22 protein-coding genes are annotated in these 24656 nt (G+C 67.1%); 10 read left to right on the top strand and 12 right to left on the bottom strand.

The genetic code is table 11. The annotated features are described in order from the left end of the window. Position 1: 1 nt before the first annotated feature. The gene (locus ACOQPP_RS02655; protein WP_419165642.1) at positions 2 to 1072 is read right to left on the bottom strand and encodes a Kelch repeat-containing protein; all 1071 of its coding nucleotides are present in this window, start codon (positions 1070 to 1072) and stop codon (positions 2 to 4) included. 1 nt (position 1073) lies between these two features. After that, complete coding sequence (locus tag ACOQPP_RS02660; protein ID WP_419165643.1) at positions 1074 to 1820, bottom strand: SOS response-associated peptidase; 747 nt, start codon at positions 1818 to 1820, stop codon at positions 1074 to 1076. 110 nt (positions 1821 to 1930) lie between these two features. On the opposite strand from ACOQPP_RS02660, the gene ACOQPP_RS02665 reads away from it, so the two are divergent. Further along, positions 1931 to 2782: a carbon-nitrogen hydrolase family protein gene (locus ACOQPP_RS02665; protein WP_419165644.1), complete on the top strand. Its 852-nt coding sequence runs from the start codon at positions 1931 to 1933 to the stop codon at positions 2780 to 2782. A 23-nt stretch (positions 2783 to 2805) separates the two neighbouring features. Further along, positions 2806 to 3660, top strand: a complete 855-nt coding sequence (locus ACOQPP_RS02670; RefSeq protein WP_420635821.1) for an alpha/beta hydrolase — start codon at positions 2806 to 2808, stop codon at positions 3658 to 3660. Positions 3661 to 3668: 8 nt separating this feature from the next. On the opposite strand, the gene ACOQPP_RS02675 is transcribed toward ACOQPP_RS02670, so the two are convergent. The 3 genes from ACOQPP_RS02675 to ACOQPP_RS02685 all read right to left on the bottom strand — a co-directional run bounded on the left by ACOQPP_RS02675 (position 3669) and on the right by ACOQPP_RS02685 (position 5118). Next, positions 3669 to 4076: a type II toxin-antitoxin system VapC family toxin gene (locus ACOQPP_RS02675; protein ID WP_420635822.1), complete on the bottom strand. Its 408-nt coding sequence runs from the start codon at positions 4074 to 4076 to the stop codon at positions 3669 to 3671. Beyond that, entirely contained in the window at positions 4073 to 4321 is a 249-nt protein-coding gene (locus tag ACOQPP_RS02680; RefSeq protein ID WP_419165647.1) for a type II toxin-antitoxin system Phd/YefM family antitoxin, read from the bottom strand. Before ACOQPP_RS02680 ends, ACOQPP_RS02675 begins: the two co-directional genes overlap by 4 nt. 92 nt (positions 4322 to 4413) lie before the next feature. Beyond that, positions 4414 to 5118, bottom strand: coding sequence for an HAD family hydrolase (locus ACOQPP_RS02685; protein ID WP_420635823.1), 705 nt, complete (start codon positions 5116 to 5118; stop codon positions 4414 to 4416). Positions 5119 to 5148: 30 nt separating this feature from the next. On the opposite strand from ACOQPP_RS02685, the gene ACOQPP_RS02690 reads away from it, so the two are divergent. From ACOQPP_RS02690 to ACOQPP_RS02700, 3 genes are all read left to right on the top strand, one after another. Next, the gene (locus tag ACOQPP_RS02690) at positions 5149 to 6090 is read left to right on the top strand and encodes a CPBP family intramembrane glutamic endopeptidase (protein WP_419165649.1); all 942 of its coding nucleotides are present in this window, start codon (positions 5149 to 5151) and stop codon (positions 6088 to 6090) included. Next, the gene (nudC, locus tag ACOQPP_RS02695; RefSeq protein WP_419165650.1) at positions 6087 to 7121 is read left to right on the top strand and encodes an NAD(+) diphosphatase; all 1035 of its coding nucleotides are present in this window, start codon (positions 6087 to 6089) and stop codon (positions 7119 to 7121) included. Before ACOQPP_RS02690 ends, nudC begins: the two co-directional genes overlap by 4 nt. Before the next feature lie 85 nt (positions 7122 to 7206). Next, a complete protein-coding gene (locus ACOQPP_RS02700; protein ID WP_420635824.1) occupies positions 7207 to 7641 on the top strand; it encodes an SRPBCC domain-containing protein in 435 nt (144 codons plus the stop codon). A gap of 21 nt (positions 7642 to 7662) precedes the next feature. On the opposite strand, the gene ACOQPP_RS02705 is transcribed toward ACOQPP_RS02700, so the two are convergent. Next, positions 7663 to 8811, bottom strand: coding sequence for a glycine cleavage T C-terminal barrel domain-containing protein (locus tag ACOQPP_RS02705; RefSeq protein WP_420635825.1), 1149 nt, complete (start codon positions 8809 to 8811; stop codon positions 7663 to 7665). Positions 8812 to 9116: 305 nt separating this feature from the next. On the opposite strand from ACOQPP_RS02705, the gene drmD reads away from it, so the two are divergent. From drmD to ACOQPP_RS02720, 3 genes are read left to right on the top strand one after another with little or no spacing between them, the layout of a single operon-like run. Further along, complete coding sequence (gene drmD, locus ACOQPP_RS02710) at positions 9117 to 12425, top strand: DISARM system SNF2-like helicase DrmD (RefSeq protein WP_420635826.1); 3309 nt, start codon at positions 9117 to 9119, stop codon at positions 12423 to 12425. Then, complete coding sequence (locus ACOQPP_RS02715) at positions 12422 to 17818, top strand: hypothetical protein (protein ID WP_420635827.1); 5397 nt, start codon at positions 12422 to 12424, stop codon at positions 17816 to 17818. Before drmD ends, ACOQPP_RS02715 begins: the two co-directional genes overlap by 4 nt. Before the next feature lie 11 nt (positions 17819 to 17829). Further along, positions 17830 to 19032, top strand: coding sequence for an ATP-binding protein (locus tag ACOQPP_RS02720; RefSeq protein WP_420635828.1), 1203 nt, complete (start codon positions 17830 to 17832; stop codon positions 19030 to 19032). A 40-nt stretch (positions 19033 to 19072) separates the two neighbouring features. On the opposite strand, the gene ACOQPP_RS02725 is transcribed toward ACOQPP_RS02720, so the two are convergent. Then, entirely contained in the window at positions 19073 to 19294 is a 222-nt protein-coding gene (locus ACOQPP_RS02725) for a hypothetical protein (RefSeq protein ID WP_420635829.1), read from the bottom strand. A gap of 127 nt (positions 19295 to 19421) precedes the next feature. Here ACOQPP_RS02725 and ACOQPP_RS02730 point away from each other — a divergent pair, with 127 nt between their 5' ends. Next, positions 19422 to 19700, top strand: coding sequence for a transposase (locus ACOQPP_RS02730; protein ID WP_420635830.1), 279 nt, complete (start codon positions 19422 to 19424; stop codon positions 19698 to 19700). 2 nt (positions 19701 to 19702) lie between these two features. Beyond that, positions 19703 to 20599 carry an integrase core domain-containing protein gene (locus tag ACOQPP_RS02735; protein ID WP_420635831.1) on the top strand — a complete coding sequence of 299 codons (897 nt, stop codon included), beginning with the start codon at positions 19703 to 19705 and terminating at the stop codon, positions 20597 to 20599. 125 nt (positions 20600 to 20724) lie between these two features. Here ACOQPP_RS02735 and ACOQPP_RS02740 read toward each other — a convergent pair whose 3' ends face one another. The 5 genes from ACOQPP_RS02740 to ACOQPP_RS02760 form a co-directional block, all read right to left on the bottom strand. Next, positions 20725 to 21366, bottom strand: a complete 642-nt coding sequence (locus tag ACOQPP_RS02740) for an SEC-C metal-binding domain-containing protein (protein WP_420635832.1) — start codon at positions 21364 to 21366, stop codon at positions 20725 to 20727. Next, complete coding sequence (locus tag ACOQPP_RS02745; RefSeq protein ID WP_420635833.1) at positions 21366 to 22385, bottom strand: cyclic GMP-AMP synthase DncV-like nucleotidyltransferase; 1020 nt, start codon at positions 22383 to 22385, stop codon at positions 21366 to 21368. Before ACOQPP_RS02745 ends, ACOQPP_RS02740 begins: the two co-directional genes overlap by 1 nt. Further along, positions 22369 to 23505: a CBASS cGAMP-activated phospholipase gene (locus ACOQPP_RS02750; protein ID WP_420635834.1), complete on the bottom strand. Its 1137-nt coding sequence runs from the start codon at positions 23503 to 23505 to the stop codon at positions 22369 to 22371. The genes ACOQPP_RS02745 and ACOQPP_RS02750 overlap by 17 nt, the downstream gene beginning before the upstream one ends. 76 nt (positions 23506 to 23581) lie before the next feature. After that, positions 23582 to 24307, bottom strand: a complete 726-nt coding sequence (locus ACOQPP_RS02755; protein ID WP_420635835.1) for an ImmA/IrrE family metallo-endopeptidase — start codon at positions 24305 to 24307, stop codon at positions 23582 to 23584. Next, on the bottom strand, positions 24291 to 24647 hold the full coding sequence (locus tag ACOQPP_RS02760) for a helix-turn-helix domain-containing protein (RefSeq protein WP_420635836.1): 357 nt from the start codon (positions 24645 to 24647) through the stop codon (positions 24291 to 24293). Before ACOQPP_RS02760 ends, ACOQPP_RS02755 begins: the two co-directional genes overlap by 17 nt. Positions 24648 to 24656 lie beyond the last annotated feature (9 nt).

Raw genomic sequence — 24656 nt, forward strand, 5'->3', positions numbered from 1 at the left:
TCTATGGGCGGAGGCGGATCTCCGTGACCCGGCCGGTCACGCGCTGGCCGGCGGTCATGCCCCCGACGATGAAGGCGCGCCCGTCGGCGATGACGATGCCGCGGTGGTCCATGGTGGGCGTGTCGGGTGCGGGAAGTTCGGACCACGCCCCGGTCGCGGCGTCGAAGGCGAAGGCGCCCGACCAGGGTTCCGCCTGGCGACCGTCGTAGCCGATTCCGTTGTAGTTGTACGGGTTGTCTGATCCGCCGGCGAAGACGACACGAGTCCCGACGGCGACCGCGGCCGCGCGGTAGAGCCCCGGTCCGGGATGGCCCGGGACGCGTTCCCATGAGATGCGGGTGGGCTCGGCCGGATCGATACGTCCCTGCCAGGAAGAGGTCTCGAGGACGAAGGTGCGGGGCTCCGCCTGCACGCGCGCGCCGTCGATGTAGACGATGGCGTCCCCTGCGATGCCTCCGGCGTGTCCGAATACGGGAGGTCCCGGGATCGGTGTGCCCTGTGCCCAGGCGTCCCGCGCCGGGTCGTAGATCTGGACTGCGGCCACGTTGTCCGAGTCGTGCCAGCCGGAAACGACGTAGATGAGCGAGTCGCGCCACACGCCGGAGATCGCGTCGTCTACCGGCGTGGGCATGGGGGCGGCCCGCGTCCAAACTCCGGTTTCCGGGTCGAGCACATCGACCTGCGGCAGGGACTGTTCCGCTCCGCCCTCCGCCACGGTGTAGCCGCCGAAGAGGAAGATCCTGCCGTCGAACGGCTGGGCCGTCGCGGCGAGGCGGCCGGGGCCGGGTGGGGGTTCGATGGTCTCCCACTCCGAAGCGCCGAGATCCCAGCGGAACGATGCCGTCGTCACGCCGGACCAGAGCTTCGTCGAGTCGATGCCGAGGAAGGAGAAGACGGACCACCCCGCGGATGTTTCGAGTGCCGCGACCGCGTTGTTCGCCACCGGCATCGGGAGTCGGGGCGGCGGCGACTCCGCCTCGGAGCCGCGCTGTTCCTCCGGTTGTGCGCAGACTGCGGCGGCCGCGGCGAAAGCCGCGGCGATCACGGCGCGAGGCAGACGGGGCGGGTCCACGCTAGACCCGAAAGAGTCCCAACTGGTCCGGTAGCGCCTCGCCCGGCGGGGGGCGACGTCGCCACTCCCCACGTCCCCGGAGCGGCGCGTCGAGCGGCTCGGTGCATGAGGGCTCGTCGACGGCGACGCGGTTGACCCGGCGGCTGACCGCGAACACCTCGAGCGCCTCCGCGTCGAAAGATTGGAGCGGGTCCATGGTCCGCTCCGACATGTCGAGGTCGAGCCACATCTGCGCGCCCTCGCCCTCGAGGATGACAGGCATTCGGTCGTGCAACGGTTCGAGCAATTCGTTCGCGTCCGTCGTGACGATCGTGCAGGAGCCGACCGGGCCGTCCGGCCCCCGCCAGATGTCCCACAGACCGGCGAGCGCCATCGGCGTCCCGTCGCGCCGCCGCACGAAATAGGGCTGCTTCACGCCGCCCTCGGTCCGCCACTCGTAGAAGCCGTCGGCGAGCACCGCGCAGCGGCGATCCAGGATCAGATCCCGAAACGCGCGCCGCGTCTCCAGCGATTCCGAGCGCGCATTTATCATGAGCGGGAGCGAGCCCGGGTCCTCGGCCCAGTTCGGGATCAGCCCCCAGCGCAGCGGGACGAGTTCGCGGCCGCCGCCGGCCCGGCGCAGGGCGATGACCTCGTCGGTGGGCGCCACATTGTAGCGGGCGGCCCACTCGGCGAGCCGCGTCGGGTCGGCCTCGAAGAGTTCCGCCAGGTCGGGGACCGGGGTCTGCAGGCTGAATCGTCCGCACATGCGCGCAAGGTAGTGGATCGATCGCCCCGTTGCGGGTCGTGGCGCGCTCCCCGACAATCCTCCGACTCAAGCGGCGGCAGCCGCTCCACCCCGACCCGGACGGCCCAGGCATGAAGATCGCACTCGTCCAGCAGTCCGCCGCACCCGACCGCATCCACAACCTCGAACGCGCGCTGGGCGCGATGGGGCGCGCGGCGGCCGAGGGGGCCGGGCTCGTCGCCTTCCCCGAACTCGCCATCGACCGCTTCTTCCCGCAGCGCCCCGACGACAGGGCGGCGGCGGATCTGGCGGAGCCGATCCCCGGGCCCACCTCGGACCGGGTCGCGGCCCGCGCGGCCGAACTCGGCCTCGTCACCGTCTTCAACCAGTATGAACTCGGGGTCGGCGGCCGGTGCTACGACAGCACGCCCGTGTTCGACGCGGACGGCTCGCTGCTCGGGGTGACGCGGATGATGCACATCACCGAGTACGCCTGCTTCCACGAACAGCACTACTACGCGGAGGGGGACACCGATGCCCTCGTCTACGACACCGCGGTGGGCCGCGTGGGCGTGGCCATCTGCTACGACCGCCACTACCCGGAGTACATGCGGCGCCTGGGCGAACTCGGTGCCCAACTCGTCGTCATCCCCCAGGCCGGTGCGATCGGCGAGTGGCCCGAGGGGCTGTTCGAGGCCGAAGTGCGCGTGGCCGCCTTCCAGAACGGCTACTTCGCCGCCCTCTGCAACCGGGTCGGCGAGGAGCCGCGCCTCACCTTCGCCGGCGAGTCCTTCGTGGTCGATCCCGAGGGCGTGATCCTCGCGCGTGGCCCGGGACTCGAGGAGACGATCCTCTACGCCGAGGTGGATCTCGCCCGCTGCGAGACGTCCACTGCGCGCCGCCTGTTCTGGCGCGACCGGCGCCCCGGCGTGTACGCGCGCTGGGCCGAGCGGTTCGCCGCCGCGTCCCTGCCCGGTTCCTGATCGCCGTCCGCCCGCGCCCGCCCGTGGAACTCCTCGTTGTCGTGGCCGCCGTGGTCGGCCTCCTCGCGGTCGTCCACCTGTGTCTGCCGCGCCTGGCCCCCTTCTTCGTGTTCTATCCGGAGCCGCTGGAACCGCACGAGACGCATCCCCGCTACTGGGGATTCGTGGACGCCTCGGAGGTGTGGATCCCCACGGAGGACGGCCCGCGGCTGCACGCCTGGTGGTTTCCCGCCGGCCGCGACGAACCCGGGCGGGGCGCCGCGATCTATTTCCACGGCAACGCTGGACACCTGGGCGATCGCGGCACGGTGGCGGCGGCGCTCTCGAATCTGAATCTCGATGTTCTGCTGCCGGACTACCGGGGCTACGGTGCGAGCGAGGGAAAGCCCTCGGAGGAGGGGCTGTACGCCGACGCGAGAGCCGCCTACCGCTGGCTCGTGGACGAGAAGGGGGTTGGCCCGGGACGGCTGATTCTGTTCGGGAACTCGCTGGGGAGCGCCGTGGCCGCGGAACTGGCGATCGGCCGGCCCGTCGCCGGCGTCGTCCTGCTTGGCCCGTTCACGGACATCCCGTCCATCGCCCGGCACCGGCTGTCATGGCTGCCGGAATGGTATCTGGACTGGCCGCGTCCTCGCTTCGACACGGTGGACCGGGCCTCCCGCATCGCGGCGCCCACGCTGGTCGGCGCGGGGGCGGACGATCGCGTGATTCCGCCCGGCCAGAGCCGCGAGGTGTTCGAGGCGCTCGGCGGCCCCGGCCGCTGGCTGGAGATCCCCGGGGCGGGGCACAACGACATCTTCTCCCAGCAGGCGCTATGGCAGACGCTGCACCGCTTCACGCGCGAGGTCCTGCCCGACGGGCCGCCGGCGAACGGCTGAACTGTCCGCTAGGGTTGAACCAGCGTGGCACCACTCGCCGCGGCTGCTTCACAGAGTCGGCGGTCAAGAGAGGCGAGAGGGAGAGATCGGCGCAGGGCGGTTTCCAGGTAAGCGGCATCGTACACCGACAGGCCGTGCGTCCTGGCCAAGTTGAGGATGACACGGTCGTCGTGATCGTGGTCGGCCGAGATCCGCATCTCTCGCAAGTCCGTCAGCCTCGCCCGTGTGTGTTTCGCATCGATGCGGCCACGCCGTTCGTTAGTCAACAACGCGTTCCGGACTTCATACCGCCAGATGCCGGGAACCACCGCGCCGTTCTCCAGCGTCAGTTCCATCGACTGATCCGCCAGGGCGTGGTCTTCGTCCGCCATGCACCAGCACACGACGACCGATGTGTCGATTACGATGGGCGTCAATACCGGTGCCCCTCGTGAACCGTCGCCATCAGTTCCTCGAGCGACGCTTTGTTCTTCAGACGGCGGCGACTCTCGCGGATGCGGCGAGCCGCCTCGTGAGCTCGGGCGCGCTCGTCCTCTTCCACGGGCACCAATCGGGCGACTGGACGTCCGTGTTTGGTGATGGTCACGCTCTCGCCGGCCATGACGCGTCGCAACAACCGGGGCAGGTGAGTCTTGGCTTCGTAGGCGCCGACGCTGTCCATCGGACTCTCTCGCAGTGGACGATTCAGACCAGACGATACGACTAGTCTAATGGGGTTGGCTCAGTGACGACAGCCTCACCTCCAGGCTCCGGTCAACTGCCTTCCAGCAGCCACGCCGCGGCGGCGGCGAGGTCGGGCACGATGTGGACCGGGTCGGCGTCGTCCGGCAGGGGCTGGGCGTTGCGGTTGACCCATAGCACAGGAACCCCGAAGCCGGTCGCGGGGACGATGTCGTGGAACAGGCTCTGCGCCACGTGGAGCCAGCGATCGAAGCCGGCGGCCCACTCCCGCCCGCGCTCGAAGTGCGGCGCGGCCGGCTTGTAACTCCGCAGTCTCTGAGCCGTCCCGAGGAGAGCGAACTCGATCTCGAAGTGTTCGAGCGTCCCCGCGAGCAGGTCGTCGTCGATGTTCGACAGGATGCCGAGCGTAACTCCAGCCGCGGCGAGTCGTGAAAGGGCGTGGTTCGTGTCGGGGAACGGCTGCCACGAGGGGATGCTGGCGGGAACGCGGGCGGCCGGAGCCTCCGAGGCGTCCCAGTCGTTGGCGCTCGCGACTTCGGCCGCGGTCTGGGTCAGCAGCTGCCGGTAGGGTCGGTAGTCGCTCGTCTTGAGGCGGTCCTGCGCCGCCAGGAACTCGCCCAGGAGCGCCTCGTCCGCCACTCCGGCGGCCTTGGGGTAGGCGGCCCGCAGCGCGGCGAGAATCCCGGCTTCCCAGTCGATCAGAGTGCCGTAGCAGTCGAACGTGAGGAGCGTTCCCGGTCCCGCCGTTCCCTCGAACCCGCGCTCGAATCTGTTCACCGTCTCCCTCGGGGCTGCTACGTTGCGCGCATGAACGAAGGCGAGATCCTATCCGGCGCGGCGGAGAACGGCCACCGAGAAGGCAGCGGGGCTTCGCCGCGGGCTGCCAACCCCTTCGAGGACGTTCGGGCCCGCACCGCGATTCCATGGGTCATCCTCGGAGGCCTGGTGCTCCTCGCCGTCTTCTACGTCGTCGCGCTTCTGACACCCGTGGATGCGGGCGGCCCGCAAACGTTCGAGGTCCTGTTCGGGCTCGCCCTCTATGGTGCCCTCGCGACGTGGATCGTCTGGGCGTGCCGCCGTTCGGACGTCGATCTCCTCCGACTTGGGGGCACGCTGCACGGGTACGACGGGTGGTCCTGGGTCCGCCTGGCGGGCCTTCTCGTCGTCACCATGGCGTTCTCGCTCGGCTCGGCGCTCGTCTGGGCGTATGCACTTTCCTATCTGGCGCCAGGAGTGCTCGAGGTTCTGATCGAGGCGCTCAGTACCGAGCCGGACCCCGCCGTCGCCTACCAACTGGCTATGGTCGTGGAGGCCATCATCCTGGCACCCGTCCTGGAAGAAGCGTTTTTCAGAGGCATTCTCGTCAACCGCTGGGGATATCGATGGGGGGTGCCCACGGCCCTGATCGCATCCTCGATCGCCTTCGGGATCCTGCATGCGAACCCGATCGGGATCGGGATCGTGGGTCTCGTCGCGGCACTCCTCTACCTGAGGACCAGGACGCTGATCGTGCCCATCGTCTTTCACGCCACCAACAATCTCGTCGGGATAGTGGGGGGGGTCCTGTCGGATGCGAGCGGACCCCTCGATGTCGCCGCGGAAATCCAGGCGGCACAGGACGATGGCGCCCTGGGCGCCATCCTCGTCACGGTCTCCCTGCCGATCCTCGTCTGGTACGTCATCCGGCGGTGGCCGGCTCGCGACGCCGCGCTCCCGTACGCAGGCGCGGACGAGGTCGATGGACGATGAGGGGAGCGCCGGGCCGAAATGCCTCGCCGCTCGAAGACGGCGGAGCTCCGCGACGCGCCGCCAACCCCTTCGCGGGCGGCGGCCTCGACCGGGCTACGCACCTCCGGGCCGACCCGAAGTGGCTCGCCGACCGGAAGTCCGATCCCTCCTCGCGCGTCGTCGCCGTGTGGCGCTCGCGCAGCCTGGTGCGGGAAACGGCGGGTGCTGGCGCCGGGGGAGCGGGGGATCTCGCCTACGAGCCCGGACTCCTCCCGCCCGCTGCGGCGGTCTCCCACGTAGAGCCCCGGGAAGATTGGATCTTCCTCTGCCTCGAGGGGGGGAGGCGGCGAAGGGAGGCGGCGAGGGGAGGCCGCGAGGGAGGTCGCGCCCTGTTCGCCGCGGAGGTGCCGGGAGGCGGGGCCGCGGCGCCCGCCGGGATCCTCGAGGGGGCGGGGGAGTTCCTCGATCTCCGCGGGGTCGGGGCCATGCTGGGGCAGCGGGAAGGATCGCTGCTCGCTTACGCCCGCGCGGTCGTCACGTGGAGCCGCCGGCACCGCTTCTGCGGAACGTGCGGGGCCCCGACCGAGCCTCGTCAAGGCGGCCACGTGCGGCGCTGCACGAGCGAGGCGTGCGGGGAAGCGCATTTTCCCCGCACCGACCCGGCCATCATCGTCCTCGTCACCGACGGCGACCGATGCCTGCTGGGGCGAAAGGACATCTGGCCGGAGGGCGTCTACTCCACGCTGGCGGGCTTCGTGGAACCGGGCGAGAGCCTCTCCGAGGCGGTCGTCCGCGAGGTCCGCGAAGAGTCCGGGATCGAGGTGGGCTCTATCCGGTATCGTTCGTCGCAGCCGTGGCCCTTCCCGGCGTCGCTGATGCTCGGCTTTCGGGCCGAGCGCGTGGGCGGCGAACTGAGCGTGGCGAGTCAGGAACTCGCCGACGCGCGCTGGTTCGAGCGCTCGGACTTCGCCCGACGCCGCGAGATCGGGCTCCGGCTCCCGGGCCGCGTGTCGATCTCGCGCCGCCTGATCGAGGATTGGCTCGCCGGATAGGCGGACCGCAGAACACGTTTCAGCGGAAACGTTCCCGCGGGAACGTCAACGACGGCAAGAACAAGAGTCAGGAGTTGCACATCCCATGACCGACGAATCGAACCTGACCGCCCCGATTGACCGGACGATCGAGGTCGACGCCTCGCCCGCCCGCGTGTGGGCAGCGCTGGCCGACCCCGACGGGCTGGCCTCGTGGTTTCCGGACCGGGTGGAGGGACTCGCGCCGGAAGAGGGGGCCACGGGCTGGCTGGTGTGGGACAACCACGGGCGGTACGCGATCGCGATCGAGTGGATGGAGGCCGGCCGCCGACTCGTGTGGCGCTGGGCCCGGAAGCCCGAGACGCCGCTCGAGGGCGGCTACAACACGACCGTCGAGTGGACGCTCGCCCCCCGCGACGGTGGCGGGACGATCGTGCGCCTGGTCGAGAGTGGGTTCCGGACCGAGAACGACCGCCAGGACAACGTCGGCGGCTGGGAGCACGAACTCGGCGAACTCGTCGAGCACCTCGCCGCCGGCTGATGCGGCCCCTCCAGCAGCCCGCTATGACTTCGGAATGTCCTTACCGGGATCCACGAAGGGTCGGGGCACGACCGTGGCGTCGCGTTCCCCGTCCGGCGTGGTCACGCTCAGGCGCGTGCCCAGCTCTCCGGAGGCGGCAGGCACCAGGGCGTAGCCGATGTTCCGCCCGAGACGCGGCGAGTACACGGCGGAGGTCACGAAGCCCATCTCCTCCCCATCCCGGCGCACGGGCCAGCGGTCCATGTTGAGGTCGAGCGGGGCGCCCGCGATCTCGATTCCGGCGAGGAGTCGCCGGGGCCCTTCCTCGGCGATCCGGGCCAGCGCGTCCCGGCCGATGAAGTCGCCCTCCTGGTCGAAGTCGACCTGCCATCCGAGCCCGACTTCGTAGGGGTTGGTGTCCAGCGTCATGTCGACGCCGTAGTTGAGGATGCCGGCTTCGATGCGGCGGATGTCGGACGGGCCGGTGGGAGAGATGCCCAGGTCGCGTCCTGCCTCCATCACCCGGTCCCAGAGTTCGACGCCCCGGCTACCGTCCCTGAGGTAGATCTCGTAGCCCACTTCGCCGCTCCACCCCGTGCGGGTCACGATCACCGGGATTCCGTCCAGGTCGGTCTCCAGGAACCAGTAGTAGCGGAGCTTGAGGACGTCCTCCCCGAGCAGCCTGCGCACGACTTCCTTCGACTTCGGACCCTGAACCTGCATCGGCGAGACGTCCGGCTCGCGAATCTCGACGTCGAGGCCGGCGTTGAGCGCGATGCCCTTCGCGTACAGCAGGACGTCGCTGTCCGCGAGCGCGAGCCAGAAGTGGTTCTCGGCCAGGCGCAGCAGCACGGGGTCGTTCACGATGCCGCCGTCCTCGGCGCCGATGAGGACGTACTTGCCCTGGCCGACGGCGCACTTCGACAGGTCCCTGGGGGTGAGCAGGTTCGTGAACTCGAAGGCGTCCGGCCCGGTGATCTCCACCTGCCGCTCGACGCTCACGTCCCACACCGTGACACCGGTCAGGAGCTTCTCGTATTCCGCGTGCAGGTCGTCGTAGCGGGTCGGGAGCAACATGTGGTTGTAGACCGTATAGCTCCGGCAGCCGGCTCGGAGGGTGGCCTCGAAGTAGGGTGAGCGGCGGAGTCGGGCCCCGCGCTGTATCAAGGCCATGTCGAAGGTCTCGGTCATGAGGTCTCCCCCTGGATCCACGGTTGGGTCGGACGGATGGGCGTGCGGCGCGCGAATCATATGCGCCGACCCGAACGGACGGCCAGTCCGAGGGGAAAGAGTGGTTGTGAACGTCGGCTGCAGCTCGGCCGACGCGGATTCCCGGACGATCGAGGCCATTCGGTCGACTTCGACAACGAAATCGTTGGCAACGAGCTTGTTGGGAAATCCTGTCACCAGTCACCCCATGGGCTCTTGCTCGCGAACCAAGCAGCCTGTACCCGGAAGTGATGGGTAGGCCAGCTCTTGCCGTCGGGACACAAGATATGAATCGCCGCACGAACAACCTTGCCGGTGTGGACAACGTCATCCCCCGTCCGGGGATGCTGGCCACCGTGCGGAACCGACGCGGGACGGTGACGTCGGTCTCCCCCTTCGACGGCGAGACGGGACGGCTACACCTCGTTCATGTCGAATACCGCGACGGCAGCTCGCCGTCCGACGAGCGGCTGCTGTGGGAACTCGAGCCGCGCAAGACCCTGCTTGAGCCGACCGCATTGCCGGACCCTTCCCGCTCCGATCCCATGCCTCCGGCCGACTTCGACGCTCTGGTGCGGGCCGCGCGATGGACGGCGTTGTCGCCGTATCTCGGTCTCGATGGCGAGGGTCGCGAGGAAGGGGAGGAGGTAGTCGCGAGTCCATTCCACGGCGGCGTGCGCGTCGAGGATTTCCAGCTTGTTCCTCTGCTGAAGGCACTGCGGATGCCCCGCGTCAGCCTGCTCATCGCCGATGACGTAGGGCTGGGGAAGACGATCGAGGCGAGCCTCATCCTCACGGAACTCCTGCTCCGGCGCCGGATCCGGCGCGTCCTCGTGCTCACGCCCGCCACGCTACGCGACCAGTGGAAGGAGGAGTTGTGGGAGAAGTTCTCGTTGTCCTTTCAGGTCGTCGACCGCCAGGCGACCGAAGACCTCCGGCGGAATCTCGGCATAGATGCCAACCCGTGGCGGTCGTTCAGTCGGATCATCGCTTCGTACCACTACCTGCGGCAGCCGGATGTGTGTGAGCAGTTTCTGTCGGCGTGCGTGACCCCGGAGGGGACACCCCACCTGCCCTGGGATCTGTTGATCGTGGACGAGTGTCACAACCTCATGCCGGCGGCGTTCGGGGAGGACAGCCAGCTCTGCCGTACGCTCGGTCTCGTGGCGCCCCGCTTCGAGCACCGCGTGTTCCTCTCGGCCACGCCTCACAACGGCCATACGCGCTCGTTCACGGGACTGCTCGAAATGCTCGATCCCGTTCGCTTCACGCGCACGAGCCGAATGGGTCCCGCCATGCGCCAGCGGATCGACGATGTGGTCATTCGCAGGTTGAAGCGGGACATCAACGCAGGTGCCTCGGGGCCCCGCTTTTGCACTCGAAACCCGCCCCGCGCCTTATCCCTCGCGACCAACCCGCGCGAAGCCGAACTGGCGGCCGCCTTTGACGCGTTTCGTACTGCGGTAGGGCGGCTTGTCGCCACCGGAACGAAGGGCCGCCGCCGGGCCGGCACGTTCGCCGTGGAGGTGTTGAATAAGCGGCTGCTTTCCTGCCCCGCCGCGTTCGCGGATTCCTGGCAGCGCACGATGCGGGGGCTGTCCGAGGAAGCCGTCACGGATACCGACGTCGCAGTGGCCGAGCGGGTCGTGCGGCGCAGGACCGGAGACGACAGGGAAGCGCAGCAGCGCCAGGCGACGGCGGCCGCCGTCGTCGGTGGCTGGCTGAGGAACTATCGAGACGAACTCGAGCAGGAGATCCGGCGCATCCAACGCGCCGTCGAAGCCCTCGGATTCGACGACGACGAGCCACCGCCCACCGAACGAACGCCCACCGACGATGCGCGCTTCGACAGGCTGGTGGAGGTGATCGAGGAGTTGTTGAGGCAGGAGGGAGGATTCCGGGATGACGAACGACTGGTCGTCTTCACGGAGTACAAGACGACGCTGGACTACTTGGCCAACCGGCTGCGGCGGCGGTATCGGGAGGACCGGGTGTTGACGCTGTTCGGAATGGGCGGTCCGGGCGGCATGGGCACGACCGAGCGCGACAGCGTCAAAGCCGCGTTCAACGATCCGGACGCGGATGTGCGCATCCTCGTTGCCACGGATGCCGCTTCGGAAGGCCTCAACCTCCACCGCACCGCCCGCTATCTTCTGCACTACGACTGCCCATGGAATCCGTCCCGTCTGGAACAGCGGAACGGACGCCTCGACCGCTACGGGCAGGCCCGCGACGTCACGGTGCATCATTTCGACAGCACCGCCGACGCCGACGTTCGCTTCCTCGGCCATGTGATCCGCAAGGCGGACGAAATCCGTGAGGATCTGGGTTCCGCCAACGAGGTCTTCGATCGCGCCGTCCGGCGCCGGCTGATCCGGGGGGAGGATTCGAGCCTCGTGCAGAACGCTCTCGATTTGGGCATTGGCGCCGTACGAGACGACGGGCTGAGCGGGTTCGACGCATCGGTTGCCGTGCGCGACGGACATGATCATGTGGTCGACCCGCTTGAAGCGCTGGCTGACGCCATCGAGCTGACCGGCCCCGCGATGGCGGAGACGCTGGAGGCCGCGATGGCCGTCTCGGGTCCGCCGCCACAGCTTGAGTCCTCCGGGGAGCCCGAGCTGTACACACTCCGGCATCCCGACCTTCCCGGGTGGCGGAATGTGATCGACCGCTCCGTGCGCAGATCTCCGGCAAGCGCGATGGGTGCGTTGGAACCCGTCCGCAAGATCGCGTTCGGCCCGGGTCCGTTCATCGAGCGGCTCGGAGACTTCGATGTATTCCAGACTCGACCGGATGCGCTCCTGCTGCACTTGGCGCACCCGATGATGAAGCGCGCCCTCGGCTCGCTCACCCGGCGGCGCTATCCGGGCGAGGGCGGCGTGTCGCGTTGGATGGTGCGGCTGGGTGGCGTGAACCCCGGCGATGAAGCCCTCATCCTTCTCAGCTTCGAGGAGCTCGGCGTGAACGAACTCCGGGAAACGTTTCACCACTGGGTAGGGACAGTCGCCTTCCCGGTCCGCGATGGACGGATCGGGAGTCCGTCCCTGGATGTGTCGCGAGACAGGCTCGGGAATGGGTGCGCCACGAACGATTCCGGTGACCGGGACCGCGCGCGCGAACTGCTCGGCGATGCGAGTCCGCGCCTGCGGCAGTGGCTGCGGACGCACGAGAGCGACCTTACGCGGAGGCTGCGGATCCAACTGGAGGCCGATCAAGCGGCGGCCAGGAGCCGGGAGGACGAGCGTTACCGCAGTCAGGAGGGCGAGGTGTCGGCGCTGATCGAGCGCTCCACCGTCGAGCGGCTCACGCGCGAAATCGGCGACCTCAGAACCAGGCGCCAGCAAGTCCACCTGTTCGAGGATGCGGCCGATCTGGAGAGGCTGGAGCAGTCGATCGACGAGAAGCGGCAGGAAATCGAACGCCGCCGCGCACACTACGAGGAAATCCGCGGGCAGCTTCGCCGGGAGCGGACGCGTATCCGCGACCGCCTGCTCCCCGCGCGCTTCGCCCTGGCGGGTGAGGCGAGGGTGTTCCCCGTTACGATCGAGGTCCGCCTCCCCGACCCGGTCGCCGACGGAAGCGGCGCGAGATGAGCGCCCGGAGCGGCCCGGCCCGCGAACCCGTCCCCGGTTGGAACGAACTCCGCCACACCGGGTTGCTGCTGGACGGTCCTCGCCTGCATTCCCTCTCCCCTCACGTTCCGGGGGGGCTGGACGAACATGTCGAGCGGCGGCTCCGGGGGCGCGCCGCCACGGTGCTGGCGGGTGTGGACGATGGCGCCGGGACCGTCGGCGTGTCCGAATTCGTTTCCTTCGTCCTGGAGGAGGTCTGCGGCTTTGCGGCGGACTCCGGTGATTGGCTGCGCGGGAGCCGTGTTCCGGCTACCTGGGGCAGGCGCGCGGTAACGGGCGAAACGGTCAAGCCACGCCACCTGTGGAGCGGTCCTCGCGGAGCGGCGCTCCCCGTCTTCATCGATGACACCAAGCGCATTGGCGTCGGCCGGGGACGGCGCGCCGTGAGCCGAGTGCTGGGCTGGCTGCGCGCGGGCGGCGAGCACCTCGCGCTTGTGACCAACGGCCGGCAGTGGCGGCTGGTGTTCGCCGGCCTCGACTACGACGCCTGGTGCGAGTGGGACGCCGAACTCTGGTTCGAGGAGGGCGGGCTCGCCCCCCAGGCGACGGCGCTGAGGACGCTCCTGCGGCCGGAACTCTGGACGCCTGCGGAGGAAGGCGTCGCGCCGCAACTCCTCCAGGCCATCCGGGGAACCCGCAAGGGACAGGCCGACCTGTCCGAAGTGCTTGGCGAGCGGCTGCGGGAGGCGGTGGAGATTCTGGTTCGGAGCCACGGCGAAGTGCTGAGGGAGCTTGCGGATGGCGACGATGGCGTGTCGCCCCCCGACATCTATCGCGCGGCCTGCCGGATGGCGATGCGCTGCGTCGTCATCCTGTTCGCGGAATCGCGCGGTCTCCTCCCCCGAAGCAACACCGTCTACCACGAGGGCTATGGCCTGAACGGTCTTTTCGGCCAGCTTGAACGGCGCGCGGCGCGCGGGGACGCGATGGGCGAGGCCTTCGGCGCGTGGCCCCGGATACTGTCCCTCTTCCGGCTGGTGTCGGAGGGTTCGCACCACCCCGACCTGCCGGTGACCGCGTACGGCGGGGAACTGTTCGCCCCCGGACGCACCGATGCCCGGAACGGAGTCTCCCGCACCCTGCATGTGTTCGAGACGGCATGCTTCGGTGGCGACGTGCTCGCGGATCGCGATGTGTACTCGATGCTGCGCCTCCTCACCCGCACGAAGGCGAAGATCCGGCAGGGGCGCGGCGGTATGTGGGTGACCGTGCCGGTCGACTTCTCCGATCTCTCCTCCGAGTACATCGGCATCGTGTACGAGGGCCTGCTGGACTACGAGCTGAAGACGGCGCCGGACGGGGATCCGGTGGTGTTTCTCGCCGTGGGAGACCGCCCCGCGCTACCCCTGTCCCGCCTGGAGGATATGGACGACAAGGCCCTTCGCGGCCTGTTCGAGAAACTCAGGAAGGACGCTTCCGGAGACGAACCCGAGGCGGACGAGGACGAGGCCGCCCGGCCGGACGAAGCCCCCACGGCGGAGGATGTCCCGGACGAAGCAGCGTCGACGCGCGAAGACGACGTGGACATGCGCCGAAGCAACCGTACGCGCGCCGAGAGGTGGGCGCGGCGTGCGGCCGAAGTGGCCGGGTTGGTTCGGAAGCCGCGCGGTCGAATCACGCCGGAACGGCGGTTGGCGCACGAGCGGAAGGTCGGGGAGACGGCTCGCAAGCTGGTCAACGAAGTCGTGCTCCCGGGCGAGTGGTATCTGGCCCGGTGGGGCGGAACGCGGAAGGGATCCGGGAGCTTCTATACGCGGCCGGGACTGGCCGTTCCCACCGTTCACCGCACGCTGCGGCCGCTGGCGTACGATCCGCCTGCCGACCTGCCCCCCGAGGAGGCGAGGCATGCCCCGCCCGCCGAGTGGATGCCCAAGCCGCCCGAGAACATTCTCGCGCTCAAGGTCTGCGATCCCGCGTGCGGGTCGGGCTCGTTCGTCCTGGCCGCCCTGCGGTTTCTCACCGAGGCGCTGTACGAATCGGTGCGGCACCATGGGCGGATCGAGCGCGACGGCGAGCGATCGCTCGTCCGGGTTCTGGGGATGCGGGGCGGGGAAGGCGACGACCACGAACGCCTGAGCGACGAGCAAATCCCCTGCGCGCCCGACCACGAGGACTTCGAGCCGCGCCTGAAGGCCCGTCTGCGCCGCCATGTGGTCGAGCGCTGTCTCTATGCCGTGGACATGGACCCGCTGGCCGTCGAGCTGTGCCGTCTCTCGCTGTGGATCGAGACGATGGACCGCGAACTGCCGTTCGGGTTCTTGGACCACAAGGTCAAGTGCGGCAACGCGCTGGTCGGCGCCTGGTTCGATCAGTTCCAGCATTACCCGGCGATGGCCTGGAAGAACCGGGAAGGGGGGGACAAGAACCACTCCAACGGTGTGCACTTCGAGAAGAACGCTCGGGGCAAGGCGATCAAGGCGTTCCACAGGGATCAGCTGACGCCCGACATGAAGCGGTTTCTCGAGGGCCCGACGCTATTCGAGGAGGACCTTCTCGATGCGGCCGCCACGGCGCACCAGGACGCGATCGAAGTGCTGGCCTACATGCACGACCTGCCGATCCACGACGCGGCGGAACGAGCGGACGTGTACCGCAGGGACCTGCTGGGCTCGAGCGCGTGGCGGTCGCTGAAGGATGCGATGGACCTGTGGTGCGCGTGCTGGTTCTGGCCGGCCGACGAGATCGAGCACGCGCCACTGCCGACGAGCTTCGCGGACCCCCCGCAGGAGACGCGGGCGGTGGCGAGGGACGTTGCTGCAAGTTACCGCTTCTTCCACTGGGAGCTGGAGTTCCCCGACGTGTTCTGCGAGGAGGGGGCCGGCTTCGACGCGGTGGTGGGGAATCCGCCATGGGATATCGCCAAGCCGGCCTCCATGGAGTTCTTCTCCAACCTCGATCCCCTCTACCGCTCCTACGGCAAACAGGAGGCGCTGCGCAAGCAGACGGAGTACTTCGAGAACGAGGCGGTAGAGCGAGGCTGGCTTGACTACTGCGCCGACTTTCGTGCTCAGTCGAATTTCATGGGCCGAGCGCGGAATCCGTTCGGGGACCCCGAGAAGACCGACAAGAGCCAGAACAGGATATACTTCGGAAAGGGCAACGTCGAGCTCCATCGAGTCTGGCGCTCCGCGCGGGGGCGCACCACGGGATTCGCGGATCCGCAGCACCCATTCCGGCATCAGGGTTCGGCGGACCTCAACCTCTACAAGCTCTTCCTCGAGGCCGCGCACGCGCTGACCAAGGCGGGGGGCCGGATCGGGTTCCTCGTACCCTCGGGACTCTATTCTGACAACGGCACCGGGGCTCTGAGAACCCTCTTGTTGCAGAATTGCCGCTGGGAGTGGCTGTTCGGGATCGAGAACGGAGGGAAGATCTTCCCCATTCACTCGAGCTACAAGTTCAACCCCGTCATCATCGAAAAGGGCGGCACCACCGAGGTGATCCGGACCGCCTTCATGCGCCGCACCTTGGAGGATTGGGAGCGCGCCGAGGCTCTGGCCACGCCCTACACCCGTGCGCAGGTGGAACAGTTCAGTCCGAAGAGCCGCGCCATCCTCGAAATCCAGTCCCCGCGCGACTTGGAGATCTTGGAGAAGATCTACGCCGACTCCGTGCTGCTCGGCGATGACGGGCCGGATGGGTGGGGGATCCGGTACGCCACGGAGTTTCACATGACGAACGACTCCAAGCTCTTCCCGCCCCGCCCGAAGTGGGAGGAGAAGGGCTATCGCCCCGACGAGTACAGCCGCTGGCTGAAGGGCGATTGGCGTCCCATCGAGGAGTTGTGGGCGGAACTGGGGGTGGATCCAGATGACCCTGTCCCGGGCGTGATCGAACTGGAGGATTGGCTGTTCGACACGACCGCCGGGCCCGAGCGACGTGAGGCGGAGGCGCAGTTCGTGCACGGCCACCTGCTCAAGCCAGGGGACGTGGCCCGCTCGGAGTGGGCCGTACGGTGCGCACAGCCGCCGCACGACGTGCTGCCGGTGCCGCGCGTGGCGATTCCGCCCGGGATCATCCTGTCGCGGAACGGGACCGAGTGGATCAGGGAGGATGCGGGCATCAAGGATGTGGCGTTGCCGTTGTACCAAGGCTTGATGTTCTACGACAGGCTTCCGAATGTGGCACAACATGTGAAAGGGGCCGGGCGAAGGGCTGAATGGCATAAGCCGGGTGATCCGTTCGCGCCAATCCAGCCACAGTTTCTGATGTCACAGGAGGAGTATCGCACGAATAACAAGGTAGCGCTCTACGGAAGCAAGATCGGGATTCGTGCGCTGTCCAGGGCTACTGATGTGCGCACGATGATTCCGGGGATGATCCCGGATCTTCCGGGAGGACACTCTATCAACTACTTGACACCCCGAGCGGCAAGGCTTCGTCACCCGTGGTTTGTCGTCCTCTCGTCGCTCGTGATGGACTGGCAAGTGAGAATGCGAGTCGCCGGGACAAACCTAACGTACCATTTTCTTGAGGAAATGGCCGTTCCCCGACCCGGCACTTTCGGTGGCCATACGTGGCCCACGTTCCTATCGGGACTGGGTTTGGCTATCTCAGGACAGGCCCCATCCCGAATCGAATTGGGCGTGCCAGCCCTGCAGTTGCTACGAGCCGAGCGGATCCGGTGCGGCGTAATCGCCGATGCGCTCGTGGCGCAAGTCATGGGCTTGACGTACGACGACATGGTCGGGATGCTCGAGGATGTCGACCATGCGCAGCCCCGCGGTGCCGCTACGGGTTTCTGGAGGGTGGACAAGGACACGGCCCCAGAGCTCCGCAGGACCGTCCTGACCCTCGTGGCGCTACACCACCTCGAAGCGACGATCGGAGCCGCTGAGGGTCCTCACAAAGCGGGAATGCGGTCATTCCTCTCAACGAACTGCGGCGAAGGCTGGTTGCTGCCCGAAACGGTCAGGCTTTCTGACCACGGTCTCGGGCACGACGACCGCGCTCGTGTGCATCAGCCCGTCGCCAGTCGTCTCGGTCCTCGCTTCTACGATTGGCAGCTCGTCCAGAGCGCCGAGGAAGCTCGACGCGAGTGCCACCTGCATGCGCGCAATCTGCTGGGTCGAGCGGAATACGTCGAACTCCTCGGCCGGTTGATCGAACACCGAGAGCTGCACGGACAGGAGCACCACGATCTCCTCTTCGACGGTTTCACGCGCGACCTGGTCGGCGACACCTCGTCGATCTCTGGCAAGGAGTTCGTTTACCCCGAGGCAGACCGGATTCTCGAGGAGGGAGGAGAGGCGCGGCGCGCCGCCGAAGCGGGTCCGGGCTACTCGACCGCGCCCTTCCCGGGAGCGGGTCAGGCCGAGATGTTCCCCAAGCCTCAAACCGAGCTTCCCCTGTAGGAGACAGCACCGTGTTCGACACGCCCGACCAGATCCTGCGCCAGCTGCGAGCCGGGGAGGACAGCCGCGCCGAGTTCAAGGAAATCCGTTTCGGCGAACGAGGCGTCATCTCCCCGAACACGGAGGATTTCGCCGCGGAGATGGTGTCCTTCGCCAACGCGGAGGGCGGGACGATCTTCCTTGGCGTGGATGACGACGGGGAGGTCGTCGGCGTGCCCCGGGAGCAGTCGCAACTCGTGGAGCAGTGGGCGCTGAACGTCGCAACCCAGAACTGCGATCCGCCCCTCCGACCGGAAGTCAGGCGGGAGGCCCTTCAGGCCGCAGGGGAGAACGGCCTGTCCATCATCATCGTGACCGTGCCGCAGGGACTTTTTGCCCATTGTACTTCCGGCGGCCGCTATTACGTCCGCCTCGGGTCGACCAGGCGCCGTCTCACTCCGCCGGAGCTGGCTCGCCTGTTTCAGGAGCGGGGCCGGGGGTATGTGTTCGACGAGCAGCAGGTCTTCTCCGGCGCGGTGGAGGATCTGGACTGGAACCGGTTGGAGGCGTTCTTCGGCCGCTCGCCGAGGATCCCATGGCTTGACCTTCTACGGAACACGCGGGTGACCATCCGCGACCCAAACGGCGTAGATCGGCCTACGGTTGCCGGGTTGCTCGCCTTCTCTTCGGATCCGGCCCGTCTGTTGCCATCCGCGTACGTTGAGGCGGCCTGCTACGGCGGAACCCGCCTCACGTCTGATGACCTAGTGCATGCCGAGCGCCTCGCCGGTCCGGTCTCCGACCAGATCGACGCGGGCATCGCCTTCGTCATGCACTTCATGAACGCCGAACGCGCCGCCGAGGGCGAGGACGCCTACGACATCGATGTCGTGGACGAGGCCATCGTCAACGCCGTGGCCCACCGGGACTACTCCGTCTCCGGCTCGAAGATTCGCCTGTTCCTGTACGCCGACCGGCTGGAGCTGTACAGCCCCGGAAAGCTGCCCAACGGGCTGACGATCGAGGAGATGCCCTATCGCACGTTCACCCGCAACCAGCTTCTGGTCAGCTTCCTCTCGAAGATGCGCAGCAAGCGCACCGGCCAGGTCTTCCTGGAGTCACGAGGGGAAGGCGTGCGGAAGATCCTCGACGACGGCGAGGCCCACGCGGGCCGCCGTCCGGAATACGAGCTGTTCGGCAACGAACTCCGCCTGACAATCTGGGCACCGGCGTGATGTTGCCGCGGACACGGCCGCCATCGACGCTCCGACCCAATCACGAGCCCGTTGGTTTTCCCTTCCGGCGCTGTTCGCCCTCCCATCGAAGGGCTCTCTCGCCAGTCGTCCGCCGGCCGACCTGCTTTATGTGACCCTTCTCCCAGCCCGGCTGCCGCTGGTGTTCGCTTTCCCGGCGTTCGAGATCGTTCGTGATTCCCGAATGAACGACCTTGTTACCACGCTTGAATTCGTACTTGTAGGTGTTGCGTGGTTTCGACATTCGCGCCTCCTCGTGTGATGTCGGAGGGATATGACCCCCAGATCCTGGACACCCCACCATTGTGACGATTGACCTCCGGGCGTGGTGCCGCGCAGGGTAGAACCTGGCAGACCGGAGGGAGGTTGTCATGGCACGGCGGCGGTACACGCCCAAGCTGAAGGCGCGGGTGGTGCTGGAGGTCTTGGGGGGCGAGAAGACGCCTGGGCAGGTGGCCAAGGCGTATGGGGTGCACCCGAACTCGGTACAGCTCTGGAGGCGGCGGTTCGTGGACCGGGCGCCGGAGGTCTTCGCCGAGGAGACGACGGTGAAGGAGTACGAGCGCCGGATCCGGGATCTGGAGCAGCTGTTGGGCAAGAAGGAGGTCGAGATCGCGCTGCTAAAAAATTTCTTGGGCCGGAGCGGCTGAGCGTGGCTGAGAAGGTGGCGCTCGTCTCCGGCACGCGCGAGGCGTACGGCCTGGCGCCATCGCTGCGGGCGGTGGGGTTGGCGCGCTCGACGTGGTACCACCACACGCGGACGAGGGTCGCCTACGCACGGAAGTACGCGCACCTGGAGGCGCCGCTCAAGGCGATCGCCGAGGCGCACCCGGAGTATGGGTACCGGCGGACCACCGCCGAACTCCGGGAGACATACGGATACCGGGTGAACCGGAAGGTCGTGGCGCGGCTGCACCGGCTGTGGGATCTGTCCTTGAGGCGCACGGTCACGCGGCCGAAGCCGAGCGCGGTCCGGCGGGCCATCGACGCGGCGGGTCCGCGCGCCAACCTGTTGTCGGGACGGCCGAAGGCGGAGATCGGAGCGCTGGAGGTCTTCTACACGGACTTCACCGAACTCCTCTACGCCGGCGGGACCCGGAAGGCGTGGCTGATCCCCATCCTCGATCACCAGGCGAAGTACGTGCCGGGCTTCGCCGTTGGAGCGTCGGCCAACTCCGATCTGGCGCTCTCGGCCTGGACGGCGGCGGAGCGGGCCCTGGCCCGCCTCCGGAACTCGCTGGACGGGATCATCGTCCACCAGGACCGGGACCCCGTGTTCACCGGCTACGCATGGACCGGCCGGCTGCTGGCGGCGGGTGCGCGGCTCTCCTACGCACTCCGCGGACCGAGGGACAACCCGGAGATGGAGAGCTTCTTCGGACGGTTCAAGGTGGAGAACCGGTCGCTGATCCTCGACGCCGGCTCGCTCGAGGAGCTCGCGGCCGTCGTGCGGGATCGGATCAACTACTACAATCGGGTGCGCCGTCACTCCTCCCTTGGAGACCGGCCACCCATGACCATCATCGAGGACTTCTACCGCGAGGGCTGAGCAGCACAATAAACCCGGAGGTCGGGTGTCCAACTTTTGGGGGTCACTTCAGAGATGCACCTCAGCGGTTCGCACATCGATGTGACGATCCGCGTCTTGATCACGAGTTGGTTACCGCGATCCAGTCACGGCTCGATCAGTATGCTATGGTCGGCGGCGGCGTGCTCCGGATCCACGACCCGTCGCAGGTCGGTTATGAGCGACCGGTGGCACTCACGGAGCCTTCTACCGCTCCCGCAGGGACAGGTTTCGTGCCCCCCGGGATCACTTGGGCGGGCCAAGAGCCGCATGAAGTTCGTGATCACGGGGGGCTCCATGGAACCGAGCGGTGTGAGCAGTTCTCGATAAGCCTCTATGATACCTTCCACGCCGTGGGACCGTCCAAGGCCGGGAGGCCAGTGGCCATGGGCTTGGTAGTAGGCTTGGCCTACGAGGAAGGGCTGCACGAGGACTACCAGGAAATCCGTGAGGTCCGACCCCGGCGGCCAGTGCTTCCTGTATTCCGAGGAGACGCAGAGGCAGGCGATTCCGGACTCCGGATATACGTGCCGATCGATTTCCCACGGAATCTCCTTGGGATCCAGCCTCAGCTTCGGGATGCCGCGAGGGTAGTTGCCGGGGATCTCCAAATGGATGCTGAATCCAATCCCGGAATCGAGCCTGAGCGTCCCCGTTACGACAGATGGGACGCCGGAAGTGTCCAGCTCGAGCGTGGGAAACGCCTCGGAAAGCCGCGCTCGCTCGGCGGTTGCCACTTCCGGCTTCATCAGCGCTTGAAGGCCGAGTCGTGGGCATACGGCTGCGGTGCGGACCCGAGCGAGGCGGCTGCCGCAGCGGTCGTGGCTCGCTCCTCGCGCTCCGCCTCGGCGATCCTTTCGTCGAAGAAGTCGGTGCGGAACACCCCCTTCCAGATCTTGAGAGCCTTAGCTCCCGTGCAGTTTGGCCGGTCGAGTTCGCTCAACGCTTGGACCGCCCGCCCGAGAAGGTCGCGGAGTTCTCGCGTCTTGTTTTTGGAATCCGCGTCGATGAGCCATTCCCCCTGTACGACCGGATGTCGGACCCACAGGCTCGAACAGAGCCGAGCGTACACGGCTCGAATGATCCCGCGGAGATCCATGTCCAGTCGTCGATGAGTCGTCTGGTAGCACTCCGTGATCAGGACGGTCAGCGCGAAGCCGCTCGGCAGGGAGTACGATTCCCGATTCTTGCAGATACTCTTCAGCAGGCGGATCAAATCGCGGGGGTGTCTTTTTCCGTTGGCTTTCGCCTGCCGGATCCAGCCTTGGAACCACGCGTTCACGCCATCGGGATCCGATTTCTTCCACTCCGCCCCCGCCAACTCGTAGTACGTCCGGCCCAGCAGGTCCTGCAGTGACCGGTAGACGGGGATATCGACATGCGGTCCGTCATTGTAGTACACGCGAACGCAGTTCGTCCTCACCTCGGGAGGGGTCGCGAACGAGTCGCTGTGAACCGCGTCGCATACCATCTTGCGGGCATCGAGGGATGATTTCTCGCCGCCGAACGGACCCCTCAGTGATTCCTCGGTGAAGACCGCGCCATCATCGATGTCGTAGGCGCGTTTCGGCTCCTGGATGACCGTGCGCATGGCGAATGACCCCTGCTCGACGGATCTTGTTGGTTCTGGGTCGTCGTTCTTCGCCAACCCACGCCGCAGTCGCGCCCGGTTACTGTCGCGGCGCTCTTCCATTTCTCGTCGCTGATCCGCTGTGAGAGCGACTCGTTCTCGGTGGTAGGCCCGGATATCGCTATCGCAGTTCTTCATCTTGCGTCTTCCTCTCTGGTCTGGTGTTGGAGGTACGATCAACCTCCGGCATCCGGTGGAAAATCTCGGTCAGCCACCTGCCGCGTTCATCGTCCTCCAGCTGACACCATCGATAGGTCTGCTGCGCATCTTCGTTCCCCAAGCTCCTCATCAGGCTCAACGCCTGTTCCGACGCCGAGTCGAGTTGGAGGAGGTCCGTGTAGTCCTCGGAGGGGCTCGTTTGCTCGCAGCGGAGGATGCTGATGCGTTTGCCCAGGCGTCTCAGTTCCGCGCCAAGGAGCGTGGCGGCGTACGTGGCCGCTCGGCTTTGCGTGTTCATGGCGAGCTGGATTGGAAGGACACCGGCACGCCAGCCAATGATCCCGAGGTCCATGTCCTCGCTGGGGCGAGACCCGGGGGTCGGCGGGCAGGTGCCGACCGACAGTATCACGACGCGCTGCTCGGGCTTCGATACAGCGAGGCCCTCGATCAGCCCCATGAGCACCGGGTTGTTTACCCACAAGCCTCCGTCCGCGTAGACCTGATCGGGTTGGTCATCGGCGGTGATCGATGCCAGAGGCAGGTAGATCGGGGCTGCGCTGCTGGCGAGGCACGCATCGGCGAGCTTGAGTCCATCGTCGCGGTCCTTCTTCTCAAGATGCGCCGTCTTGAAGACTCTCGGGTGGTGCTGAAGGAAGCCGGTGGCCGAGACGCAGAGTCCGATACCGCGTCTCGAGTAGACCTGTCCGAACGTTTCGTTGCCGAAGATCCGCTGAAGTTCGGACTTCAGAACCGCGTTGGAGTTCGCAGGTCTGTTTCGGTGGCGGAATGCCCACCGGAGAAACCGCACTCGCCTGAGCCTCGACGAGTTGTCGTAGCGCGGTATGGGCTCCACGAAGATTCGTGGCCCCGCTCCTTCGTAGAGGGCCGTGACCCGGTCAAGGGGAACCCCGGCCGCGATGGCTGCCGCGAGGATTGCCCCCGTGCTCGTTCCGACGGCGAGGTCGAACCCCTTCCCAACGTCGAGTTGATCAGTCTGCCGGGACGCCGCAAACCGGCTTGCGAGCGAGCGCAGCACCGTGGCCGTGTACAGGCCGCGCATCCCGCCGCCGTCGAGCGTCAAGACTCTGATCGCGTTCATACCCCAGTATAAGCTGGCATCAGCGAACGATCAAGCTTGAGCGATTCGGCTTAGGTTGCGCGGTATCTTGGAGCGGTCAGAGCGAGAGCTGACTCGAAGGTGGGGAGAGAACGGTGAGCCGGATTCTCGCGACGGCCCGGTTTACTTCGAACGTATACGCGAGCACGCGGGCAGCGCGCTCTCGGTTGGACGCGGGGAGTTCGCGCAAACGCAGGGCGCCGCGTTCTTCAAGTAGCGGTTTGACGCATGCCTCAACGAGTCGTTGCGGCAACAACAGCCCGCCGATCGCTTGGTTTGCCTGCCACTCCCACCACTTCCCGTCGTATCCGTCATAACCGCGCCTGAGGTCTTCCGCGCGGCACATGATGCGTCGGCGTTCGTAGTCGAAGCTCCCGTCGAGCAGCGGGTGGGATTCATACGCTGCGGCGAACAGCGTGGCGTGTAGCAGGCCATGACCCGCCTCGTGGGCCAACGTGGACCGAACTCGACGCTCGCCGATCGAGCCGCCGTCGAACAGAGACCTCGCCGCCCCCACCGCCTCCACACGTCCGTTGGCGTCAAACTCAGCGAACCCGAGCACACCGGGCTTGATTTCCTCGTAGAGGATCCGGCACTCGAAGTACTTCTCGATGAAGAGTTCGATCTCGATGGGTGCTGGCTCAGACGGAAGGCAACCGGATACCTCCAACGCGTCAGCGCAAATCTCCTCGATCTCCCCGGCGGAGAAGTAGAGTCGGCGACCGAACGGCGCTCCCGGTTTCGCGACCTCTCTCACGGATCCGAAATCACTCTTCCTCGTCATCGGCCGTGAGCTTCTCGAGAAGCTTCTCGGGCGTTAGCTGTCCCGTTTCGATCTGTTCGGCCGTGGTCCGCAAAGCGACGCCCCATGCGGGATCCGTCTGGGACCACCGCTTCAGCGCGGAAACCGACTCCCGGAAATCGTATTCCCGGAGATGACTCGGGTCCACGCGGAGTTCCGACGCGATGGCGGCGAGCACGTCAGCTGAGGGGAAACGTCTTCCGAGTTCAACATCGGAGATGAATGGTGCGGATTTGCCGACTCTGATCGCCAGCTGTCTGAGCGGAAGATTCCGTTGCAGTCGGAGTTCGCGAATTCTCTCGCCCAGGGTCTTGGCGTCCATTTCCGCTCT

The sequence above is a fragment of the Candidatus Palauibacter sp. genome (genome assembly GCF_965222475.1).
Taxonomy (GTDB): Bacteria; Gemmatimonadota; Gemmatimonadetes; order Palauibacterales; family Palauibacteraceae; genus Palauibacter.